Source organism: Coleofasciculus sp. G2-EDA-02, from assembly GCF_040226375.1.
In the GTDB taxonomy this organism is placed as follows: Bacteria; Cyanobacteriota; Cyanobacteriia; order Cyanobacteriales; family Coleofasciculaceae; genus Coleofasciculus.
In genome coordinates this window covers 1-21261 of the sequence record NZ_JAVKEW010000181.1, presented here as the reverse complement: position 1 = coordinate 21261, position 21261 = coordinate 1, and the positions used below count along the sequence as shown (strand labels likewise).

The window sequence follows — 21261 nt, the reverse complement described above, 5'->3', positions numbered from 1 at the left end:
AAGCAAAATCGTAGGGTGCGTTAGCGAAGCGTAACGCACCATCGCTAGTTTGCGGTTAAATTAGGCGCAGGTTGGTAAAGGGCGCACGTCGGTTGGTAAAGGGCGCACGTCGGTGCGCCCCTACGGGGATTGTTGGTTATCCGGTGGAACGCCTGTAATCGTAAACGCCGCCCAATAATAGGGATGCTTAAATAGTTTTTCTTGCTGCTGATTCGGTTCCATTTTACGGATTTCTTTCAATATTACGAATACCCTTGGCGTCTTTTGACAATTCAATCGGTGATATAGCGCTTTCTTTTTCTTTTAATTTATCCATCGCCACACCCCAGTTTTACCAGACTAATTGGCAATCCGGTTTAAATTAAATCGCTTTCTCATAAGCTGCGATCGCACGTTTTCTATTCATGCGCCATTTTAGTAAAGGGCGACCCGATACAATTGAGTGGATAAGTGGAGTTCATTGATGCAAACGGGTCGCCCCTAAAGCATCGTAGGTTTGTGTTTGTTCAATCCTATTTAATATTTGCCGAATGTAGGCTGGAATCCCCTCCAAATAAACAATATATTCCGCTATCTCCCTCATCTCCCCCTCACCTCACCACTGATTCAGCAACCCCTATTGATGCCGGATCATCTCATAAATTTTCACATACTTAGATACCGAAGTACTCCAGGAGTAATCATACGCCATACCTTGAAGTGCCAATTTACGGAACTCTTCAGGATAGTCATACCACAATCCCAACGCCCGATCCATCGCGGATTCCAACGCATAATAATCGGTGTGACTGAATACATACCCATTGCGTTTTTCCATGGGGTGATTCGGGTCGTGATCTCGGTCAAACACCGTATTTACCAGTCCCCCCACACTCCGCACAATGGGTACGGTTCCATACTTTAAGCCAATGATCTGAGTCAGTCCGCAGGGTTCGTAATTACTAGGCACCAGAATAAAATCTGATCCGGCATAAATCAAATGAGATAATTCTTCATTAAAGCCCAGCTCCAAATGGACATCAGGATTATCATTTAAGTAGTATTTCTCGTGCCAGAACCAGGAATTAATTGCCGCCGCTGTGGCTGAACCTAATAAAACGAATTGAGCGCCCTTGTGGAGTGAATAGTAGATGGCGTGATGGACGAGATGAACTCCTTTTTGATCATCTAAACGACCAATAAATGCCACAATCGGTTTATCGACATCCTGTAGCAGTAGCTGTTCCCGTAACGCTTTTTTATTTTTCGCTTTGTCTTCAAAAGTATCTGGGGCGTAGGGATAGGGAATATAGCGGTCTTGTTCCGGATTCCAAAAATCATCGTTAATGCCGTTGAGAATCCCAGTAAACTTATCCTGATGCAAATGTAAGGTATGACCTAACCCACATCCTATCGGCGTGAAACGAGCTTCCCAGGCATGATGAGGAGAAACAGTTGTAACGGCATTAGAATAAACAATACCGCCTTTCATAAAGTTTATGGCAAAGGGATTAAAATTATCTTTCAAGCGATCATCCTGAAAATAATAGGATTCCTGATGCAACCCGGTTGCCCTAAGAATCTCATTTCCCCCCATTCCTTGGTGCTTAAAGTTGTGAATGGTGTAGCATACCCGTTGATTCCCCATGCCATGATATTTGTAGATCTCAAACAGCATGACTGGGAGTAAACCCGTTTGCCAATCGTGACAGTGGATGACATCAGGACGTTTATTACTCTGTAGTAGAAACTCTAAAGTGGCTTTACAAAAGAAAGCAAACCGCATGTTATCGTCATCACAACCGTAGTAGCAGCCCCGATTGAAGAAATTATCTTGGGAATGGGGTTCGATAAAGAAACAGACTCGTCCATGCACCCAACCACAATAGACGGAACAGTGAATCGCCGCATCATACCAGGGTACCCATAGATTAATATAAGCATCATGGAGTCCCCAGATGTGGTCATAGCGCATATTATCGTATTTGGGCAGAATCAGCTCGACGCAATGTCCCTGAATCTCTAACTCCCGACTCAAACCATAAACCACATCCCCTAAGCCTCCGGCTTTGATTACAGGGGCGCATTCAGAGGCAACCTGGATAATGTACATTCCGCTTCCTCACTTAATTATCCCGTTTATTTAAACTAAGATGTTGTACCATTTTTAGTTAGCCTCTGTCATCCGTTAAGAGTGTAGAGACGCGCCATGGCGCGTCTGGAAGATGGGGGAGCAGGGGGAGCAAATGACAAAGGACTAATGACAAACGAATAATGTACGTATTAATCGGCGGCGCGGGATTAGTGGGGTTGAGTTTAGCCCAGCAGTTAGTAGAATTAGGACATACGATCGCGATTATTGATACAGATCCTACAGCTTGTCGGTATGCTCGCGAACAAGTGGGGGTTATGGCATTTGAAGGGAGCGCCGTCACTACCCAAGTGCTACTCGAAGCTGGGATTCGCAAAGCCAATGCAATGGCGGCGGTGCTGCGAGATGATGCTTTGAATTTGGCAATGGTTACCTTGGCTAAACACTATGGGGTTCCCCATATTATTACTCGCATCCGCCAACGGGATTTTAAAGAGCCTCTACGCATTGCTGGCGCTCAGCATATCATTAGCACTGTTGACTTAGCTGTCAATCGCATGGTCAACGCGATAGAATATCCGGAAGTGGAATCGATTATGCACTACGAACAGGGTCAAGTGGAAGTGTTTAAACTTGGGATACCTGGAGAGTCGGATGTAACGGGTCGTACTGTGACTCAAGTGATTCAGGATTCTCGGTTTCCTGTCGGTTCTTTAATTATTGGCTATCAACCTCATCCCCATGCAGATTTAGTGATTCCTCATGACAATACGGTACTCGAACAAGGATCGACGATACTTGTGGTGACAAAAGCGGAACTGTTGCACCAAGTCATCAATTTTTTAGGGGTTGGTTCTAAACTTGCGCCACTCGAATAGAATGGGGAATGATATCATGTCCGCCCAAACAGTCATTATTCCCTTTTACCTTGCAACCTTCCTCCTTGCCTTGGAGCCCTCTGCCCTCTGCCTTCTGAAAGCCTTCTGCTTTGTCTCCACCGATAGTGTAAGTATTCCACCGGACATTATATGACTCAAGCCCAACTCAGATTTTCCAGCTTTGACGACTATTTGTCCTATAATGACGGGACAGACAAGTTCTATGAATTGTACAACGGAAAGCTGATCGAAGTGCCACCCGAATCCGGAGAAAACGTTAGCATTGCCACCTTTTTACTCTTACAGTTTGTTCCCCTCGTTGGTTACTTGCGCGTGAGAAGTCAAGGATTAGAGCTGGAAGTGCGCGGAGAACCCAGAAATCGCTATCCAGACTTAACAATTATTCGAGAAGAACATATTGCACAACTACAGCGCCGCAATACAATCCGGCTATCTATGCTTCCCCCACTGCTTGTCATTGAAGTCGTGAGTCCGGGTGAACTCCAGCGCGATCGCGACTACATTGCCAAGCGGCGACAGTACGAAGATTTGGGTATTCCTGAATATTGGATTGTAGACCCTCAAGTTGAATGCGCGGTCGTGCTAACCCTACAGGATCAAGTTTACCAGGAGGTGGGCATATTTCAGGGAGATAGTCAAATTGTCTCACCTACGTTTCCCGAACTGAACCTCACCGCTGAAACCCTATTGAATGCCGGTCATTGAATCCGCGAGAGGCAATTATTAACCAGGATAAGGGCGGGTTTTGTTGTACAGTTATCCGTTAGATGTATTACGTTTGCCTCTAAACCCGCCCCTACAGTTTCGTGCTGCACTAATCATCTTCTAGCTTTAACAACTGCTCATCAATCTTTTTAATCCGCTCTTGCACCACAGCTTCCGATAGAATCCGCTTCCGCAGGGCGTCTGTTAACGCTCCTTTTTCTGCTAAGAGTAATTGCCGACGAATCGCTTCTAATTTCGTGCGATCGCGCCGATTTTCTGGTGAGTCTTCTGAACGCTGATTATAGATTTCCCGCAAGGTTCTATCAGCCGTGGCGACTCGCAGTTGATAGGAGGCTCGCATTTCTTCATAAATCGATTTCGGTAATACCCCAGTTTTCAGGAGACTGTCTAATTCATCTTGTGCCGCTTTAGCCGTCATCAATTGAGCTTGCAATTCTTCAATTTGCTGATAGGATTCTGAACGATAAGATAACTTCAAACGCCGTACCACCCAACGTAAACTTAGCCCCTGTCCCACCAAAGAAATTAAAACAATGCCTAAAACGATCGCAATCAGAGTTTCTCGTCCCGGCAAATCAGCAGGTAGACTCAAGGCTAGGGCGGTGGAGAGTGAGCCTTTAATATTACCGGCAAAGAGGATATGTCGCCAACGTACTGGAATTGGTTTATCAAAAAAACGCACCCAGGATAGCAAGGGATAAACAGTCAACATTCGCCCAACTTGATAAGCAATTAAGGCTAAAAAAACAGCGGGTAAAGTTTGCCACAGGGTAATTACGTTTATCTCTAAGCCAATCAGTAAGAAAATAAACGTATTAACGCCAAATCCGGCATATTCCCAGAAGCTAAATAAAGTAACTTGATTCGAGGCGGATGTCACCTGTGAATGTTCAAAGTTGCCCACAATGAGTCCCGCTATTACCACAGCAACTACACCCGACACATGCAAAACCTGTCCCGTTTGGAATGCGCCTAAAGCCAGAGCCACGGTGAGTAAAATTCCCCCCAAGGGATCTTCAGTTTTGCTCAATAACCCAATACTCAGATATCCCAACGCCGCGCCAACTAAAGCACCACCAATGAGTACGAATAAAAATTCTTGAACGACATCCAGCGCCGATAATGCTCCCGTTTCATGAATTGTCAAAATTAGACTAAATAAGACTAACGCGACATCATCGTTGAGCAGGCTTTCTCCCTCAACTAGAGTAACCAATCGGTGGGGAACCGAAACCTCTTTAAAGACAGCAATGACTAAAGCAGTATCGGTAATGGATAAAATTACACCTACCAGTGCAGCGGGTATCCAATCTATACCTAACTCAAATTTCAATAAAACTGAGGTAATCCCCGCACAGAGTAAAACACCAGGTCCGGCGAGAAAAACAATGGGTTTAATCGTGCTGCGGAGGCGAGAAATATCGGTATTAATTGCCGCTTCAAACAGGAGAATCGGTAAAAAGAGATTAAAAATCAGCGCCGAATCCAACCCGACGCGACTGGGTAAGAGTTCCGTAATCGCTAATCCGGCTAACACTAAGCCCGTAATGTAAGGGATACGGAATCGGCGCGAAATCAAAGCCACTCCTGTGGCGACTAATAACAGAATAATCAGGAAACTGACAAGTTCTGCTACATTCCCCTCACCCTCGCTGACGGGAACATTCAGGAGGATGCGATCGCTAAACCATTGCCCAAGGTTGGTTAATATTAAGCTGGTGATGCTATTCGTGCTCAGTAAATTCACTCTTGGCTCAATCCCGTATCTTTCATGTAACTTAACAGCCAATTTGCAGCGGTGGCTCGACGAGTCTGTCTCGGACCAAATTCGCCGATTTTATAGCCTTTAAATCCTAACTGTTCTTTCAATAACTGTTTATTTTCCTTGGGAATCGAACGAGTTAGTTTAACTGTGGCGGGACGACTCTCGATAAAGTTAGGCGGTTCCGGATAGTCCTGTTGCCATTCCGGAGGTACATTGGTATAATCCCATTGGTTCGTTTTTTGGTCATAACGATAACCCAAATAGTGCCAGACGAGTTGATTTACGGTATCATCATCCAGTTCTTCATTCAAGATTTGCCAAAGGGTTTCGGTATTGAGTGGAGGAAGTTGAGGCATCAGTTTAAGAGTTTTGAGTTTTGGGTTTTGAATCTGTAGGGGCGGGTTTGACGACTATCGTTTCTGGGCTTACCCAAATGCGACTAAACCCGCCCCCACCAAGTACGAGAGGTTTGAATCTGTAGGGGCGGGTTTGACGGCTATCGTTTCTGGGCTTAGCCAGATGCGACTAAACCCGCCCCGACTTGACCCTTCGCTTTTCGGGCATAGTTTTGAGCGGCTATTTGGCGCTAGCTATTGATGATAATGTTACCTCAAAACCCGCCCTTGAGTTAAATATTTTTGAGTGTAGAGACACAACCGGGCGCAAGCCAAGTCTTTAAAAGTTATGATTTATGGAACACCTGTAATACTTATGAAAGAGGTGAAAACTTGTTTTTTATACCAAATATAGAAGATAGCAGTGCTTTTGACCCTTTTTGCCCTGCCACCCAAAAAAGCTGTGATCAATGATTGTAATGCAGAACTGATGAATTGTTATAAAGTATGACGTTTGACCGCGCGAAGCATTCGCGACGGCAATTTAGCCGTCGAACCGAAAAATCTGGGCGCGAATGCTTCGCCCCTACGAATACGAATGTTACGAATGTTATGAATGCGTAAATTTTGGCTATCGCTAACTGCGGTTTGCTACTTGATGTTGACAAAAATTTAAATGTTATTCATAAAAATAAGGTGGGCATTGCCCACCCGACAAAGACGCGATCGCGGATTGGATGGCTTACTGCCAGACAAATACTTTGGCTTCGTATCCGCCAAGATCAATGGTTAAATTATTATCGTTGGCTTCCACCTCATAGTTACCTGTCCACTCGTGCCAAATGCCATTTTCAGGAAAGTTGGAAAGAGTATATCCAGCGAGGAAATTATCAGAAAAATTGGCAACGACAGCAACACGGGAGCCTTCATCATTCCAGCGCACATACGCTAGAACTTTGGCATCTGCATCTTCAAAGAAGAAATTAATGTTCTCAGTATAGAGAGCATTATTGTTTTTTCGCAGTCCGATTAACCCCTTATAGTAGTCCCACAACCCGCGATTATGATCATTACCCAGTAGTTGCCAATCAATCTTTCTGGATTCGATAGATTTCGGTTGATATTCCCCAAACTCTTCACCCATCCACAGCAAAGGAATACCAACTGCTGTCATTAACAAAACAGCCCCTAACTTGATCCGTTTGAAGGCTTCTTCATCAAAGATTTCCAGATTCGCCAAATCAACCATCAGGCGTTCGTGATCGTGATCGTGATTGGTCAAGTAATTTACAACATTAGTCGTTCCTAGGTAGCCTTGACGCTTACAATCAATCACATCCTTAAGGGATTCTAACTCAAACATTTCACCACAGATGTGAGGTTTAACAGTGTGGTAAAAGCTATCATGCCAACAACCATCCATCGGTCCATCAACATTAGTGATGCTGGGATTGTCGGGGATGTATTCGGCAATATTGTAAAATGGTTTTGCCCCTGCGGTTTTTTTAGCCTCTTGGACAATCCAATGCATAAAGTCGTAGTTGGCAATTTGCCGCGCCGCGTCGTAGCGAATGCCATCAATATGATATTCCGTGATCCAGAACCGAACTACATCACCGATAAACTTCCGCGCGGGGTAAGTCTCTAGATTTTCGTCGTAATGTTCGTAGTTAAACTCTGGTCCCCAGTTGTTATCCGGGTCACGGGGAGAGTTATGATACCAGTAATCGTGGTCAATTTGAGTGAGAGGGCTTTCCGATTCTGAGTGGTTGTAAATCCCGTCCATAATTACCCGAATTCCTTTGCCATGACACTCATCTATCAGATGTTTCAATTCATCTGTAGAACCATAGCTAGACTCAGTAGCAAAGAAGTAGCGAGGATTGTACCCCCAACTGTAGTCACCGGGATATTCTTTGATAGGCATTAACTCAATCGCATTAATTCCCAATTCCACCAGATAATCTAACTTTTCAATAACATGCTGGTAATTCCCCCGTGGATAAGGATCATCTTCGCCACCGGAAAAGTCGCCGACATGCATTTCATAGATGACTAATTCATGGTCAGGAGGTAATGGTTTATCATCATGCATCCAAACGTAAGTATCGACGATTTGTTTTCCATCTTTGATCCGCACGACGCAATTCTGAGTCGGATCTTCAATATCGGTAGCGTAGGGATCATTGACCTCTACCCATTGATCAGGTTCAAAAAACCAAGATTTGGATTGAACCCGGAATTTGTACTTATAAATACCATCTTCAAGTTCAACAGATGTGCGAAAATAGCCCTGCTCATCTTTCTCCATGGGAATGTCTTCCCAATTTGAGAAAGAGCCAATCAATGATACTCCTTCGTTGTAAGGAGCAAATAAAGCAAATTCAATGGGAGCAGCCATTTAATTGACCCCCTTAGGGTGAAGTAAGGATTATTTCAAGATGATGCTTATCGTAAGGGGTATTTTCCAGAGATAGCTATCTAGCGGAAGATAGATCTTGCAATCCCTTGGTTATTGTTATTGCCTTTTATCGTCTTTTTAAGGTTGATGGGTTCTAGTGCAAGAAGGCAGAAATAACGCCAACAGCTACTATCTCCAGACGTGCCATGGCACGTCTCTACACCCCTTCCCCAGCTTCAAGAGCTTGATACACCCGACTGGAGGATATATTTTGTTCAAGTCTTAAGTAATATGAACAAGTGAGGACAGGTTTTGCCCTTCAAGGGCGGCATTGCCTGATGGTTCTCACGATCTGAACCCACAATCCACCGATGGACTGTAGCGTCAAGTCCGAGACTTCCATCATCAGAACACAACTATGGCATCCTCCGACTCCCAAACCTCTATTCCTGACCCTTCAAACCAAGCGTGGGAATCCTCGGATTCCATTATCTCTGAAGCCGACCAACCCAAGGGAAAATCGTCACCCACGCCAAAATTATGGCTGGGATTGTTATTCACCGTTTTAGTGTTTGGTGGTGGTGGTTGGGCGGCTTGGCATTTTTTACGGCAAAACAACTCACCCCCAGCCGCCCAGCAACCTCAGGGTGTCCCCGTGAAACTGGAACAGGTGCAACCGAGTACGCTGGAAGAAAGTTCTCAGTTTGTGGGTACCTTAGAGGCAAAACAAAAGGTTGAATTACGACCTGAAGCTGCTGGTAGAATTACCCGAATTGTGGCTGCATCAGGCGATCGCGTCCAAGCTGGCGCTTTAATTTTACAACTGAAGCCGGAACGGAGTGAAGCCGAACTCAGAAGTGCGATCGCAGATGTTAATGCCCAAACCGCTACCCTGAATAATGCACAAGCCGAAGTCAGAGCCGCTCAAGCCGACATTGCTCGTCTCAAAGCGGAAGTGGGGCGTCAAGCGGCTGAAGTGCAAAGTCGAGAAGCGGAATTAGAACTAGCGCGGGTAAACTATCAACGGGCACAACAGTTAGTATCTCAAGGAGTTCAACCTAGACAAGAATTAGATGATAAAACACGCGATCGCAATCAATCCATCGCCGCCCGTGACGCCGCAGCCCAAGCCTTAGCCGCCTCTAAGGAAGCCCTGAATGTGGCACAACAACGAGTCCAAGCCGCCCAAGCCACGGAAGCCAGAGTCGCCGCCAACCTCTCTAGTGCGAGGGCGGATGTGGAAGTTAGGCAAGAGGAGTTGCGATTTAATCGCGTTGTCGCCCCGATTGATGGAGTCGTTGGGGATATTTCCGTCAAAGTGGGAGACTATGTAAATGTGGGTGATACCCTAACCACCATTACTCAAAACCAAACCTTAGATGTAGAAATCCCCATTGACGAACAGCAAAGCCAGAGGGTGCGCCAGGGACTCCCCGTTGAACTGCGAAACCAAGGCACCCCAGCCACCGAACCCCCCATTGCTACCGGGCGGATTAGCTTTATTTCACCGCAAGTGAATAGAGATTCCCAAACCCTCTTGACAAAAGCCACCTTTTCTAATCCAAATGGTCGCCTGTACGATCAGCAGAAAGTGGATGCACGAGTCATCTGGGAAAAACGCCCCGGTGTGTTAATTCCCGTCAATGCCGTATCTCGTCTAGCTGGGAAACCCTTTGTCTTTGTCGCCCAACCCCCAGAGGAAGCCAAACCGGGCGCCCCTGAACTCATCGCCCAGCAAAGACCCGTGAAATTGGGTAATATTCAAGGGAATCGATACCAAGTCCTTGAAGGTATCAAACCCGGAGATAGAATCGTTGTCTCAGGTATCCTCAATTTATCCGATGGCGCTGCGATTATTCCAGATTCTTAGTCCTTTGTCCTTTGTCCTTTGTTTGCTTCCTCTGCACCTAGAAGAGGGCGTATTTAATGTAGGGGCGGGTTTTACTACTATCATTCAGGGTTAAACCCAAATATAACTAAACCCGCCCCGACAAAGTTGTAGCCATAAGTTATCTGTAAAACCAGCCCCTACATCCCCGTTCCCAGTTCCCAGTTCCCCGTTCCCAGTTCCCAGTTCCCTAACCATTTAAATGTTTGTCGAATTTTTTATTAAACGACCTGTTTTTACCACTGTTTGCTCCCTGATCATCTTACTAATCGGAGCAATTAGTATTCCTACCCTTCCCGTTGCCCAATATCCCGATATTAGTCCCAAACAAGTCAGTGTCCAAGCCAACTATAACGGTGCCGATGCTCAAACCGTGGAAAATGCGGTGACGACTATCTTGGAACGGGCAATTAACGGTGTCGATGGGATGCGCTACATGACATCAAGCAGTAGCAATGATGGCACCAGTTCAATCAATATCACCTTTGAAGCAAATAAGGATCAGGATATCGCAGCGGTTGATGTCCAAAATCGCGTGTCTTTAGCTGAACCCCAATTGCCAGAATCCGTACTCCAAACCGGGGTCACGGTAAATAAGGAATCTAATAACTTCCTGATGGGATTTGGTCTGTACTCAGAAAATGGCGAGTACGATAACCTCTTTTTAAGTAACTACGCTGACCTTTATCTCGTAGACGCCCTAAAACGGGTTAATGGGGTAGGAAATGTGCGAATTTTTGGCGAACGTACTTATGCGATGAGGCTTTGGCTAGACCCGCAACGCCTTGCGAGTCGTAACCTGACGGCTCAAGATGTCGTTGATGCACTGCGGGAACAAAATCTCCAGGTAGGCGCAGGGCGCATCGGTCAACCCCCAGCGCCAGAGGGACAGCAATATCAAATTGACCTGCGGGCAATTAGCCGCCTGCAAAAGGTTTCGGACTTTGAGGAACTGATTTTAGCCACAGATGAAGATGGCACCCTGATTAAACTCAAAGACGTGGGGCGCGTGGAATTGGGGGCGCAAAATTATGGCACGTTCTTGAGATTTCGAGCAAATGAAGCCGTCGGGTTAGGGATTATTACCGTTCCCGGAAGTAACGCCCTGGATGTGGCGAAAGCCGTTAAAGCAGAAATGGTGAAACTGGCGGCGGATTTCCCACCAGGAATGACCTATGATATTGGCTTTGACACCACAGATTTTGTTAATCAGTCGCTCTCGGAAGTGGTGTTTACCCTGCTACAAGCGGTGGGATTGGTGGTTTTGGTTATCTTTGTTTTCTTACAGGATTGGCGCACCACAATTATTCCAGCGATTACGATTCCTGTGTCTCTCATTGGCACGTTTGCCTTTGTCAAGATTTTTGATTTTTCGATAAACAGTTTGACCCTATTTGGTTTGACCCTAGCCACGGGGATGGTGGTGGATGATGCGATTGTGGTGGTCGAAGATATCACCACAAAGATTCAACGGGGGGGGATAAAATCTCGGCAAGCGGCGATTATTTCCATGCGGGAATTGGTGGGGGCGGTAATTGCCACGTCATTAGTGTTAATGGCGGTATTTATTCCGGTGGCATTCTTTCCGGGGACAACGGGGGCTTTATATCGACAATTTGCGCTAACTATTGCCTTTTCAATTGCGGTTTCCACGTTTATGGCGCTGACGTTGACGCCAACCCTTTCTGGCTTAATCTTGCGGCAAAAGCCAGAGGCGACGGGGTTTTGGGGTCACTTTTTTGATGGATTTAATTGGTTCCTAGAGGGAATGCAGCAGCGATATCGGCGATTTCTGATTATCCTGACTCGCGTGAAAACTCTGGTGATTGTGGCGTTTATTGGTTTATTGGCATTAACGGTGTGGGTTTACGATAAGGTTCCAGGTGCGTTTCTCCCCGATGAAGACCAAGGCTATTTTATTACGATTGTTCAAGGACCAGAGGGTTCGTCGCTTAACTACACCCATGATGTGATTGAGCAGATTGAAGATATTATTTTGCCCTTGGATGAAATCAGGGCTACGTTTGCCGTGGGTGGTTTTAGCTTTAGTGGCAATACAGCAAATAGTGGTATCGTTTTTACGACGCTGAAGCCTTGGTCAGAACGCCCTGATCCGTCTCAGTCAGCCGAAGCTGTGATTAATACAGTCCGGGGTGCTTTGTTTGGGATTAAAGAAGCTAGAGTCTTGCCTTTTAACCCACCTTCCATTCGGGGATTAGGTAGTGTCAACGGCTTCCAATTTCAACTTCAAGACCGCCGAGGTAATTTTAGCTTGGAGACGTTGATTGAAAATATGGGGAAATTGCTGGGTGCGGCGAATCAGAATCCTAATTTAAATCAGGTAGTGAGTTTTTATCAAGCCAATACACCCCAGTTACAGATTGAGGTGAACCGTAACCGGGCGAAGGCGTTGGAGGTGGATATTGATGATATCTTTGAGACGTTGCAGACGTATTTGGGTTCGCGCTATGTGAATGACTTTACTCTGGAACGGCGCACCTATCGGGTTTATATCCAAGCTGACGCCCAGTTCCGCTCAAATCCTGAGGATATTAATCAACTGTATGTGCGTTCAGAACGAGATGAGATGATTCCTTTGGGGAATTTGGTTACCGTTACCCCGACGACAGGGGCGCAAACCATTAATCACTATAACTTGTTCCGGTCAATTGAAATTAATGGTTCAGCCGCGCCGGGAGTCAGTTCTGGAGACGCGATTGAAGCTATGGAACAAGTCGCCGCCCAGGTATTACCACCGGGATTAGGCTATGAATGGTCCGGTTTATCTCTGGAAGAAATCCAGTCGGGGGGTCAAGCCACGATTATTTTTGGCTTTGGCTTGGTCTTTGTTTTCTTAGTGTTGGCGGCTCAATACGAAAGCTATATCGACCCGATTATTATTCTATTAGCAGTTCCTTTGGCTATTCTGGGGGCGTTAATGGCGCAATCGTTGCGGGGTTTGCCTAATGATGTGTACTGTCAGATTGGGTTGGTGATGCTGATTGGTTTGGCTAGTAAGAACTCGATTCTGATTGTGGAATTTGCCAACCAACTTCGAGAGCAAGGGATGACGCTGAGAAAAGCCGCGATTGAGGCGGCGCAGCAGCGTTTGCGCCCAATTCTGATGACGGCGATTTCTACGTTGGTTGGGATTTTTCCCCTGGTGATCGCGACAGGTGCAGGATCAGGAAGTCGCCGATCTCTAGGGACGGCTGTTTTCGGGGGAATGTTCGTCGCCACGTTCCTGAGTCTGTTTGTGGTTCCTATTCTCTATATTGTGATCAAGTCGGGGAGCGATCGCTTGTTTAATTCTAATGGGAAGAACCAGAAGAAGTCACAGACGAAGGAGCTTGAACCGAAACCTGAAGTAACAATTCGGTAGTATTCATTAAAGTGATGAATCAGAATTCATCAAAAACTATGAACAAACGTGAGGTAATGTTAACAAAGCCATAATTTTGTTGCAAAAATTGACTTGAGCATCCCAGTTTCCCTAAGCTTTGATAAACGTAAAAGTAGAAGACACTGGGTTCCCTGGAAGACTGAAACTTAATTTTCTCATAATCTAGATCGACTGTAAAATTACTCAATTTTGGTGTTTCAGTATTTTATATCGAACCCAGATGACTACAGTTTTTGAGGTTAGGGGAAATCTATGAATATTAAGCGAATTATTTTTTCCAGCGTTATCACTGGCGTTGCTGGTGTCATATTAGGCATCGGGGTGGCTGAAATTAATCATGCAGATCAGCGACCTAATGCCATGTATCAATATGCCACTATTGGCGGTGTGATGGGATTAGCCGTTGGTGCGGGTCAACAGGCGTTGCGAGAATTAGAGCAGTTGTCAGAAGAGTCATAGAGCATCGGTTCAGTCTGGGACGTGCAAGTAAACAGTGATCATACTACCTTAAAAAAAAGAGCGATCGCGTAATAAAAAGCGCACGTCTAATAAAAAGCGCACGGGGCGTCATCCGTGTCAACTTAAGCCATAACCCTTACCCATTCTAATTTTCAGCTATGGGGTTTCTGCTCCCCCGGTTATGGGAGAAGGGCGGGCGCGAGTCAAGTTATCAGTTGGGTGCTCTCATGTTATCTGTAAAACCCGCCCCTACACCCCCCGCTCTAAGAGTTCTTTACCTTAAGTTGACACCAATGCACGTCGGTGCGCTTTTCTCTACTTTGACATAGAATGAAGACCTATGCACAGAAACCAAATTCAGGTTAGCCACCCTCGTTATAACTCAGTCCGCGTAGGCGGACTTTGTTTGTGTAGAAGCGATTTTAATCGCCGTGGCAAAAGCGAAGGATCAAGTCTGGGCGGGCGCGAGTCACATCCCTTGTGCAAAGGACATGATAGTAGTGAAAAGAGTCCCGACATTCGGAAAGAATGGGTTTGAAATAACGTTATCATCAATAGCTGGCACTTGCATCACATAAACCCGCCCCTACAAACCAGGTTTCCTGGAGCGAAGTGAAGGATCAAGACTATTCGGGGTTGGCATGAATAGTTAACGTCAAGGGATGCATTTGGGGAAAGTCTCGCTGAATAATTCGGATAACTTTTTGTTGATTCGTTTTATCTTTGACAATAAATTGGGCAGTGCCATCGCCTTGAGAACCTACACCCTTTCCCCCTAAAATAAAAGGTTGAATCGGCTCATAATTGAGCAGTTGATGCAAAACGGGAGCCGTCAATTGTTGGGAACAAGCGGGGATGAGATAGCGGTCAAATTCAGCTTGTGCCTTAATCATCAACTGACCCAGCTTTATCGCATCGCCGACTTGTAATGCTTCAACGGCTTCTTGAGTAATTTGATAACTAATAGTGCCAAGATAGTGCTGGACATTCTTCTGCACGTTATCAGTACCAAAGGGATAACACTGATTCAGACGACTGAGAATTTCCTGGGTATTTTTACTCGCACCGAGATCAACAATGACAAAAAACAAATCCTTGGGAACGTTTAGCTCGATAATATCTGTCGATGCGCCATCGAAAATCATGGCAATTGGTTGATTTCCATAAGCGCAGGCTTGATCCATCCGTCCGCAGCGAGAGGGTGTGCTTGTCTCGCCCAGATAAGCGTATTCCATTTCGCCTCGCCGAGTCATCTTCAAGTCATACAAGTGATTAAAAGCGCGTGCGACTAAAACACAAACGGCTGCACTGGAGGATAACCCTTTCTGAATGGGTAAATCGGTTTGATAGTTATCGATTTCTATGCCACCAACTTGGAAGTAGGTGAGAAAATGATAAGCAACGCCAGCCGCATAACTCCAAAACTCTCCCTTTTGTGCTTCAGCCAGGAGAACAGGGCGTTCCATGGGCAACTGAATCGCGTCTGGACGAGTACCATCACTCAGGGAAGCGTGAAGAATGAAGTGGGTAGGGTGGGGCTTGACTTTGGCATAGAGTCCTTGATTGGTTCCTGTGATGATGGTGTAGCCTTTTCCAAGGTGAGGATTCAGGCGACGATACCCTCCCGCCCAATCGCTATGCTCACCAAACAGACAAAGGCGACCTGGCACAAACAGTTTCATTCATGTCCCCTATATTTATCGCGATCGCTACTAACTAGAGTACTCTGGAGGTTAACACATTGGCGCGATCGCTCTGGATCTCATGTCATTTAGAATCTAAAACTGATATGACTACCTTAGAATACCAGCTAAAAAACCGTGGTCATTGTGTTATCCTGTTGGGAATACTCGATGCTCAACCCAAAACTGTGGCAGCCAGATGAGATTTTTAAGCAATTGGTTCAATTAAAGCCATCAGATTAATAACCTGTAATTCTAAAAAATAAAACTTAACACCCAATATTTTTTTATTAATTAATAACTTATTTTAGAGACGTAAATTATCAGGTTTATTCAAGTCTTAATTATCGTCAAATCAACAAGATCAGGCAAAATCAAAACGACGGTTAGCTCTCTAAGCACAAAAAGGTCAACTCAGGAGGCAAAACCTCTGACGGGTTGACCAAAGTCTTGATGGCAAAAACTCTTGGCTAGGGAGCTACCGCCATAATTCTTAAAGACCCACCGACGAAAAAGGTATATTTTGTTACAGAACTATCGAGCCAAAAAATAGAAGATTTGAAAATTTACTAAAGATAATGAACCCAGTTATTGAGAAGAATTGAGGCTCTTGACTATCTTGCAACTTATTTGTAGGGTTTTGTCTGAAGTAGACAAACCAACTTGCTAAACTCCCGATTCCTTAATCAGGCAGCAAACAAAAAAAAGGTACAGAGTTCTGTCATGCTCAGATACTTACCCCATCGTCTAAGTCGTACTTCCAATGACTTTATTTACCGCTTCTTAGCTCAATGTTAGGATGTGTTCCACTAGAAAAACAGGAAAGAGAGCGAAATGATGTCTAGACGAACGTTCGAGAAAAGTTTCGACAGAAAAAAGTCTCCCCCAAAAACTAGACAAGTTGATTTACAAAGGTTTTCTCCATCCTTCGGGGATTCTCCCTATTTTGACCCCTTGAAAACCATAGCTAAATCCTTTTCTCCCTACTGGCTAGCTTGTATTCCCCTCACCGCGATTATTGTCGTGGTTTGGAATACGGCAGCCGTTGCTCAAACTGAGGCGGTTGACGCCGATGCCATTGCCCAACTCCAGGGAACGTTAAACGCCATCTGGGTGTTGATTGCTGCCATTCTGGTGATCTTCATGAATGCCGGATTCGGTATGCTAGAAACCGGATTCTGTCGTCAGAAAAATGCGGTTAATATTCTTGCCAAAAACCTGATTGTCTTTGCCTTAGCAACCATTGCATTTTGGGCAATTGGGTTTTCCTTCATGTTCGGTACAGGAAATGGATTGATTGGTGTGGGTGGATTTTTCTTAACGAGTACCGATCCGGGTACTTATGGACTCGATCCATTTCCTGAAGGCTTACCCATCTCCTTGTTTTTCCTATTCCAAGCTGCCTTCGCTGGAACCGCCGCCACCATTGTTTCGGGTGCGGTTGCTGAACGGATTAGGTTTGTTGACTTTCTCGTTTTCAGTCTTCTGATCACCGGGATATCCTATCCCATTACCGGACATTGGATCTGGGGTGGTGGCTGGCTATCAGAAATGGGCTTTTCCGACTTTGCTGGCTCAACCGTAGTTCACTCGGTTGGTGGTTGGGCGGCGTTGATGGGAGCTGCCTTTCTCGGACCGCGTGAAGGAAAATATAGAGATGGTCAAATCAATGCGATTCCCGGTCACAATATGAGTATTGCCACACTGGGATGCTTGATTCTGTGGATCGGCTGGTTTGGTTTCAACCCCGGATCAGAACTGGCTGCTACTGAAAATGTGCCGTATATTGCCGTAACCACAAACCTCGCGGCTGCGGCTGGAGGTATTTCTGCCACGATTACCTCTTGGACAAAAGATGGTAAACCTGACCTTTCGATGATTATCAACGGTATCTTAGCGGGTTTAGTGGCGATTACCGCCCCCTGTAATGCTGTTTCCTATATATCAGCGATCATAATTGGTCTGATTGGGGGCATTATCGTGGTTTTTGCGGTTTCCTTCTTTGACAGTATCCATATCGATGACCCCGTGGGTGCGACATCTGTCCACTTAGTTAACGGGATCTGGGGCACCATTGCTGTTGGTATCTTTACCTTCGCTGAAAATGATGCGGGTCAACGACTTGGCTTGATTTATGGGGGAGGAGTCGGTCAACTGGTTATTCAACTGTTGGGTATCCTCTGTGTAGGTGGTTTCACTGTCTTCTTTAGCTCCCTTGTGTGGCTAGCTCTGAAAGCGACTTTGGGACTAAGAGTACATCCTGAAGAAGAAATCCATGGCTTGGATATTAGCGAACACGGGATGGAAGCCTACAGTGGATTTGTTAAGGAATCAGACGTGTTGACCAGTAGCTCTTTTGGTAGTGTCAGTGGTAGTACGGCTGACATTCCTCGCGGATCGGAAGTTTAAGGGAAGCGCTTCTAGTTAGACGGAAGCTGGTTAATTGCCAATAATATCCTGTAGGGGCAATTCATGAATTGCCCCTTTGTCATGGTTTTTATGATCGGCAAAAGTGGAATAGAACTACAATCTGATGAGAGAGCCGATGCTGAATCTAGACAAGTGTCCACAACCTCGAAAAGCTTTCCAATTTGGGCGGTTTTCTCCCTCGCTGTCAATGGCTTACTGGTGCTAGCGATCGCGGGGGTATTGCTGCGCCAATACCAAGGAGCTATCCCTTCTGCGGTGAGCCAATCTCTAGCCACTGATGCGACAAAAGAAGCAACCCCTACCCCTGTCCCCGAACTCGGACCGCGCCACCAGTTTAACTACCAGCAGTGGGTGGCGCTGCTGGAGCAAGAAGCTGAGGTAATGGTGGAGCAGAAGCCGGAGGATTTAGCCATACTCCTGGGGGATTCCATCAGTCTCTGGTTTCCCAATGAGATGCTACCCACTCAACGAACTTGGCTGAACCAGGGAATTTCTGGCGAAACGACAGCCGGATTGTTGAATCGCTTAGATGTGTTGGATCAAACCCAGCCAGATATCATCTTTTTGATGATTGGCATCAATGACATCATTCGAGGTGTCACAGATGAGACCATCTTAGCCAACCAACGGCTGATTATTCGCTACCTGCGGCGCACTCATCCCCAAGCCAAAATCATCGTTCAGTCGATTTTGCCCCATAGCGGGGATAAAGCCACCTGGGAAGGACGCGATCGCCTCCTGGAAATCCCCAACAGTCGTATTGTCGAGATTAACCAGCGATTGAAAGCGATCGCGGAGTCGGAAGATGTCATTTACCTGGATCTCTATCCCCTATTTGCCGATACTGAGGGCAATCTAAACATGGAATTGAGTACCGACGGCTTGCACCTAAATCCTCAAGGCTATTTAATTTGGCATTATGCCCTACAAGTCACAGATCAACTCGCCAGCGATGGCGGATTGTGACGAGGGATGGGGTGAGGGAGATAGGGGAGATGGGGGAGATAGGGGAGATAGGGAAGCTGGGGGAGATGGGGGAGATGGGGGAGATGGGGGAAATGGAAAGTCTGTTGTAGGGGCGGGTTTTACTGCTAACGTTTGCTTTGCACCCTGATATAACTAAACCCGCCCCGACTTGACCAATGACGAACGATGAATGACAAATGACAAATGACTAAACCGGATTCGTCTTAAGATCAAAAGGAATTAACAATTGTATACACTCATCTGCTAAACAAGCTTCATGGATACACAAGCCTTCAAACGTTCACTCCATAGTTCAGAAAACTATCACCGTAAGGGATTTGGTCACGAGGCTGAAGTGGCGACTCAGCTTCAATCCGAATATCAAAGCAGCTTGATTCAAGAAATCCGCGATAATAACTATCAACTCAAACGGGGTGATGTGACCATTCACCTGGCAGAGGCATTTGGCTTTTGCTGGGGTGTGGAACGCGCTGTGGCTATGGCGTATGAAACCCGCCAACATTTTCCCACCGAGCGCATCTGGATGACGAATGAAATTATCCATAATCCCTCCGTCAATCAGCGCCTACAGAATATGAACGTCAACTTTGTCCCCGTTGAGGAAGGGACAAAAGACTTTTCTATCGTTGGTGCGGGTGATGTGGTAATTTTACCTGCCTTTGGTGCCAGCGTTCAGGAAATGCAACTACTCAATGATAAAAACTGTAAGATTGTCGATACTACCTGTCCTTGGGTGTCCAAGGTATGGCATACGGTGGAGAAGCATAAGAAGAAAGAGTACACCTCCATCATTCACGGCAAGTATAAGCACGAAGAAACCATAGCTACCAGTTCCTTTGCTGGGAAATACCTCGTGGTGCTGAATCTAGAAGAAGCCGAGTATGTCACCAACTATATTCTTAATGGTGGGAATCGGGACGAATTTATGGCAAAATTCAGCCGCGCCACTTCAGAGGGATTTGACCCGGAGCAGGATTTGCAGCATATTGGCATAGCTAACCAAACCACCATGCTCAAAAGCGAAACCGAGCAAATTGGGAAGCTGTTTGAGCGCACGATGATGAAAAAGTATGGTCCTGATCAACTGAATCAGCATTTCCAGAGTTTTAACACCATCTGCGATGCAACTCAAGAGCGACAGGATGCGATGTTGGAGTTGGTTGAGCAAAGGTTAGATTTAATAGTCGTGATTGGTGGCTTTAATTCATCCAATACAACGCAACTGCAACAAATTGCCATTGAACGGAATATTCCCTCCTATCACATCGACAGCGCCGAGCGAATTGGTCCGGGAAATCGGATTGATCACAAGGTACTGCATCAAGATATGACGGTGACGGACAATTGGCTCCCAGACGGTGAAATTGTTGTCGGTGTAACCTCTGGAGCATCTACACCCGATAAGGTGGTTGAAGATGTGATTGAGAATATTTTTGAGTTGAAAGCAACTCCGGTAGCTGTTTAATTTGGGTTCGGCTACTGTGTCGATTCCGTAACCCCAGTTAGCGGTTAAAAGCAGTAAGATAGCCTGTCTTTTGTAGGTTGGGTGGAGGAACGAAACCCAACAGACTAACGATGGCGTTGAGTTTCGCTTACGCTCTACCCAACCTACAAGAACCTTTTGTGTTTTCATGCTCCATGCTCCCCAAGGTAAGGGCATGGCAGTGCCATGCCCCTACATCCATCAATATGGGTACACCGCTGTTGTTTTTTTCCAACTTTTATGCCGAGTGAGTTAACTGCCGAGACTCTAAAACAACATTCTGTCAAGGAGCGAAAAGCGCTAATTTTAGAACAAGCCTCTTTAATTGATGCTACTCACATAACCGATGATAAATTGCTTAAGGCATACAGGTTAGGGAAAATCATTTCCTCAGTATCAGAAGATTATTTTAAATATCAAATTGAACAAAACAATAACCAAGAGTCGGTTCTAGGATTGAAACAGCAATCCCAAGTGATTCAATAAGATTTCTATGGATTATAACCTTGTTGAAAACCATGTGAGAAGTATGTTACAGAGAATTGACAAGGCTTTCTCTAAATTAGCTGCCAGCGAAAGACAAAACATGGATTCACAAATTGACAATGGATAATGAACAATGGATAATGACCTCTCCTTAAAAGAAGAGGATTGAAATTAAGGAAAATCTTTTTTAATTTCTTCGTAAACGAAGAGGTCTTAGACCCAATTAATCAATTGTGAATTATCAAT

15 protein-coding genes are annotated in these 21261 nt (G+C 45.6%); 10 read left to right on the top strand and 5 right to left on the bottom strand.

Going from position 1 to position 21261, the window contains the following annotated elements; translation table 11 throughout:
- Positions 1 to 616: 616 nt before the first annotated feature.
- Positions 617 to 2092, bottom strand: coding sequence for a glycogen synthase GlgA (gene glgA / locus RLO19_RS21795; RefSeq protein ID WP_446359519.1), 1476 nt, complete (start codon positions 2090 to 2092; stop codon positions 617 to 619).
- Between the two features lie 161 nt (positions 2093 to 2253).
- Between glgA and RLO19_RS21790 the strand changes: the two genes are divergently transcribed.
- Together RLO19_RS21790 and RLO19_RS21785 are read left to right on the top strand one after the other, a co-directional pair.
- Entirely contained in the window at positions 2254 to 2949 is a 696-nt protein-coding gene (locus RLO19_RS21790) for a potassium channel family protein (RefSeq protein WP_446359518.1), read from the top strand.
- Between the two features lie 150 nt (positions 2950 to 3099).
- Positions 3100 to 3675 (top strand): Uma2 family endonuclease, encoded by a 576-nt coding sequence (locus tag RLO19_RS21785; protein ID WP_446359517.1) that lies wholly within the window; start codon positions 3100 to 3102, stop codon positions 3673 to 3675.
- Positions 3676 to 3784: 109 nt separating this feature from the next.
- Here RLO19_RS21785 and RLO19_RS21780 read toward each other — a convergent pair whose 3' ends face one another.
- The 3 genes from RLO19_RS21780 to RLO19_RS21770 all read right to left on the bottom strand — a co-directional run bounded on the left by RLO19_RS21780 (position 3785) and on the right by RLO19_RS21770 (position 8197).
- On the bottom strand, positions 3785 to 5365 hold the full coding sequence (locus RLO19_RS21780) for a cation:proton antiporter (RefSeq protein ID WP_446359520.1): 1581 nt from the start codon (positions 5363 to 5365) through the stop codon (positions 3785 to 3787).
- Between the two features lie 74 nt (positions 5366 to 5439).
- Positions 5440 to 5817, bottom strand: coding sequence for a DUF1823 family protein (locus RLO19_RS21775; protein ID WP_446359516.1), 378 nt, complete (start codon positions 5815 to 5817; stop codon positions 5440 to 5442).
- A 721-nt stretch (positions 5818 to 6538) separates the two neighbouring features.
- Positions 6539 to 8197, bottom strand: coding sequence for an alpha-amylase family glycosyl hydrolase (locus RLO19_RS21770; RefSeq protein ID WP_446359515.1), 1659 nt, complete (start codon positions 8195 to 8197; stop codon positions 6539 to 6541).
- Between the two features lie 418 nt (positions 8198 to 8615).
- On the opposite strand from RLO19_RS21770, the gene RLO19_RS21765 reads away from it, so the two are divergent.
- The 3 genes from RLO19_RS21765 (at position 8616) to RLO19_RS21755 (ending at position 13947) form a co-directional block, all read left to right on the top strand.
- Positions 8616 to 10067 carry an efflux RND transporter periplasmic adaptor subunit gene (locus RLO19_RS21765; protein ID WP_446359514.1) on the top strand — a complete coding sequence of 484 codons (1452 nt, stop codon included), beginning with the start codon at positions 8616 to 8618 and terminating at the stop codon, positions 10065 to 10067.
- A gap of 220 nt (positions 10068 to 10287) precedes the next feature.
- A complete protein-coding gene (locus tag RLO19_RS21760; RefSeq protein WP_446359513.1) occupies positions 10288 to 13467 on the top strand; it encodes an efflux RND transporter permease subunit in 3180 nt (1059 codons plus the stop codon).
- Between the two features lie 273 nt (positions 13468 to 13740).
- A complete protein-coding gene (locus RLO19_RS21755) occupies positions 13741 to 13947 on the top strand; it encodes a hypothetical protein (RefSeq protein WP_446335592.1) in 207 nt (68 codons plus the stop codon).
- Between the two features lie 626 nt (positions 13948 to 14573).
- Here the strand turns inward: RLO19_RS21755 and RLO19_RS21750 are convergent.
- Positions 14574 to 15629: a mevalonate kinase family protein gene (locus RLO19_RS21750; RefSeq protein WP_446359512.1), complete on the bottom strand. Its 1056-nt coding sequence runs from the start codon at positions 15627 to 15629 to the stop codon at positions 14574 to 14576.
- 834 nt (positions 15630 to 16463) lie between these two features.
- Between RLO19_RS21750 and RLO19_RS21745 the strand changes: the two genes are divergently transcribed.
- The 5 genes from RLO19_RS21745 (at position 16464) to RLO19_RS21725 (ending at position 21015) form a co-directional block, all read left to right on the top strand.
- Positions 16464 to 18038 (top strand): ammonium transporter, encoded by a 1575-nt coding sequence (locus tag RLO19_RS21745; RefSeq protein ID WP_446359511.1) that lies wholly within the window; start codon positions 16464 to 16466, stop codon positions 18036 to 18038.
- A gap of 153 nt (positions 18039 to 18191) precedes the next feature.
- Positions 18192 to 19025 carry an SGNH/GDSL hydrolase family protein gene (locus RLO19_RS21740; RefSeq protein WP_446335651.1) on the top strand — a complete coding sequence of 278 codons (834 nt, stop codon included), beginning with the start codon at positions 18192 to 18194 and terminating at the stop codon, positions 19023 to 19025.
- The gene (locus tag RLO19_RS21735; protein ID WP_446359510.1) at positions 19012 to 19173 is read left to right on the top strand and encodes a hypothetical protein; all 162 of its coding nucleotides are present in this window, start codon (positions 19012 to 19014) and stop codon (positions 19171 to 19173) included. Before RLO19_RS21740 ends, RLO19_RS21735 begins: the two co-directional genes overlap by 14 nt.
- 129 nt (positions 19174 to 19302) lie before the next feature.
- Positions 19303 to 20511 carry a 4-hydroxy-3-methylbut-2-enyl diphosphate reductase gene (locus RLO19_RS21730; protein ID WP_446359509.1) on the top strand — a complete coding sequence of 403 codons (1209 nt, stop codon included), beginning with the start codon at positions 19303 to 19305 and terminating at the stop codon, positions 20509 to 20511.
- Positions 20512 to 20769: 258 nt separating this feature from the next.
- The gene (locus RLO19_RS21725; protein WP_446359508.1) at positions 20770 to 21015 is read left to right on the top strand and encodes a hypothetical protein; all 246 of its coding nucleotides are present in this window, start codon (positions 20770 to 20772) and stop codon (positions 21013 to 21015) included.
- Positions 21016 to 21261: the final 246 nt, after the last annotated feature.